Origin of the sequence: Dactylosporangium aurantiacum (genome assembly GCF_000716715.1) — a bacterium.
Taxonomy (GTDB): domain Bacteria; phylum Actinomycetota; class Actinomycetes; order Mycobacteriales; family Micromonosporaceae; genus Dactylosporangium; species Dactylosporangium aurantiacum.
Genome location: NZ_JNYJ01000116.1, coordinates 1 through 2,141 on the forward strand (window position 1 = coordinate 1; position 2,141 = coordinate 2,141).

Here is a 2,141-nt window from a genome sequence, read left to right on the forward strand (position 1 = left end):
CGGACCTGCCACCAGCCGCGTTTGAGACACTGCACCAAGCCCGCCTCACCGAGGCAGGCCCCCAACCCGTTTAGCCGCTACCAAACCCGGGGCGGTTCAATGTGCGCCACCGGGGGTCGGGTTCATCCGCAACGTCTCCTCGAAGGAGATCCCCAACCACATCGCCCCGCAATCCCGGCAGCGGCCCCGCCAATCGCCGCGTCCGCCGGTGGATCGGACGGATCTTCCAGTTCACCGTGCCTGTCTGCGCTTCACCCGATCGATCGGGTGAAGCGTGCGCTTTTCGTGTACGAATGGCGCTTGGGTCAACACGAGTTGCCGGTCTCTTCCCGCGTGGGTCGGCCTAGGATGGTGTCCGTGGCCGATGTCCGTTGGGTGCCCTGATGCCGGCTGATTGCGAGGTCGACGGCTGCGGCGTCATCGCCGTGGGTAGATGTTCCGTTTGTGGGAGTGCGATGTGCACGTCGCACCGGGCAATGCAGGAGACTCCTCACAGGTTCAAAACGTCTGTCGATCTCTGCGTTGCGTGTGGTCGTCCAAGCGAGGACGACGTTCGTCGGAGCAGGGAGCTCGAGGAACGTCCAGTGCGGGCGCGGGCGCGGGTCCGGGAACTTGTTGATCGACTGACGGCAGGTGGCGTGAGACAGTCGAAGTTCATCCACGCAACGACGTTCAGGAGAAGACTGTTCGGCGACAAGGAGGTCGAGGACCCTGGCGGCCACCGGTACGGCTGGTTCGTGGGCAGGTTCAAGTGGCATTTGCCAGACGACCGGCCACATAGCGACGGCGGCTCGATCGAGGAGACGGTTCGGACCTACGTCACCGGCGAGGCGCGCGTCGCGTGCCAGGAACTTGGTGTCTGGCGTGACGATCCATTTCATGGTCCAAGCGCGTTGGTCGGGGCGTGGACGGCCACACAGACGACTGAAGCCGAGTTCTGGGAACGCGTGGCCGATGCGTTGGAGAAGCTCGTCGTTCGCTCTGGTGCCTGACTGTGGCTGAGTTGGATGGCGTGGTGCGGTGAGGGTGGTCTGACCATCAGCCGTCGTCCCCTCTCGCCCAGGGTTGGCATCGCGAAAAGCCTAAGATTCTCGTATGAGCACCTGCATCGCGCGGGTTGCTTCAATGCGTGGGGCGGGGTCCCCCTTCGACACTGGTCTTGGTGAAGGTGTACCAAGACCGACGAAGTCGTAGCATCCACAGCGACCTGAGCGGGTGACCACCCAGTCGGGTTTCCGTATGTGTGGACCGCGCCCAGGCGGCGACGATGACCCGCGTGCGGCGCAGCAATCCGGCCCCGGCCGAGCAGATGATCGCGGCGATCATCCCCGCGCCGCTCCCCCGCGCCCGCCCGCCACGGCCACCGCTGCCCGACCTGCCCGCACCCTCCCACCGGCCTGACCAGGCCGAGGCGCACCTTGACGTTGGCCGCCTCGACCCGTCCGGCCGGATCTCGGCCCGCGCACTGCTGCACCTGCGGGGCTGGCCACCTGGACACCGGGTCACGTTCGACATCACGGCCGGCGTCATCACCGCGACCTCCAACCCGGCCGGACGGCACACCATCGGCGCCACCGGTTGCCTCGCCACCCCGGCGCCGATCCGGCAGCTGTGTCACCTCACCGCCGGCGACCTCGTCGTCCTCCTCGTCCAACCCGGCCGCGACCTGCTGCTCATCCGCCCCGCCCGAACCGTCGCACAGTTTCTCGCCGGCCAGTTCGCCGCTGGCGATGCCGGCTGACCGTCAGCGGCCCGACACCGCCTGGACGGCCCTGGCCGAGCTCGGCGTCACCCTCGCTGACCTGCGACGCGACGCCCGACCGGCAGTGCCGACCTTCGACGAGTACCTGCCGCAGGTGCTCGCCGCGGCCGGCCCGACAGCCCACCGGGTCGGCAAGCCCCGACGGCGGCCCAGCACCCGACGGGCACGGACACCGGCCGAACTGACCGACGTCAACCACGTCGCCCGCACCACCGGCAACGACACCACCCTCGACGCACTGCTGCTGCGCCTGCACACCGAGACCGCCTGCCGGCGCGCCGGCGGCACGACCTGACCGACGCGCAGTGGGCGGCGCTGGCGCCGCTGCTGCCTGCGCAGCCGTCGCTGGGTCGTCCGCCGAAGTGGGACAGACGGCAGC

Annotated in this window: 4 protein-coding genes; all 4 read left to right on the forward strand. The window is 68.6% G+C overall.

Features of this window, described 5'->3' with window-relative positions; translation table 11 throughout:
• Positions 1-638 precede the first annotated feature (638 nt).
• Positions 639-992, forward strand: coding sequence for a hypothetical protein (locus OP18_RS50455; RefSeq protein ID WP_033367918.1), 354 nt, complete (start codon positions 639-641; stop codon positions 990-992).
• 284 nt (positions 993-1,276) lie between these two features.
• Entirely contained in the window at positions 1,277-1,741 is a 465-nt protein-coding gene (locus OP18_RS50460; protein WP_156090381.1) for a hypothetical protein, read from the forward strand.
• Positions 1,731-2,057 carry a hypothetical protein gene (locus OP18_RS50465; protein WP_033367922.1) on the forward strand — a complete coding sequence of 109 codons (327 nt, stop codon included), beginning with the start codon at positions 1,731-1,733 and terminating at the stop codon, positions 2,055-2,057. The genes OP18_RS50460 and OP18_RS50465 overlap by 11 nt, the downstream gene beginning before the upstream one ends.
• On the forward strand, positions 2,030-2,141 hold a 112-nt coding region (locus tag OP18_RS61665), incomplete at its 3' end, for a transposase (protein ID WP_156090382.1). The genes OP18_RS50465 and OP18_RS61665, both read left to right, overlap by 28 nt.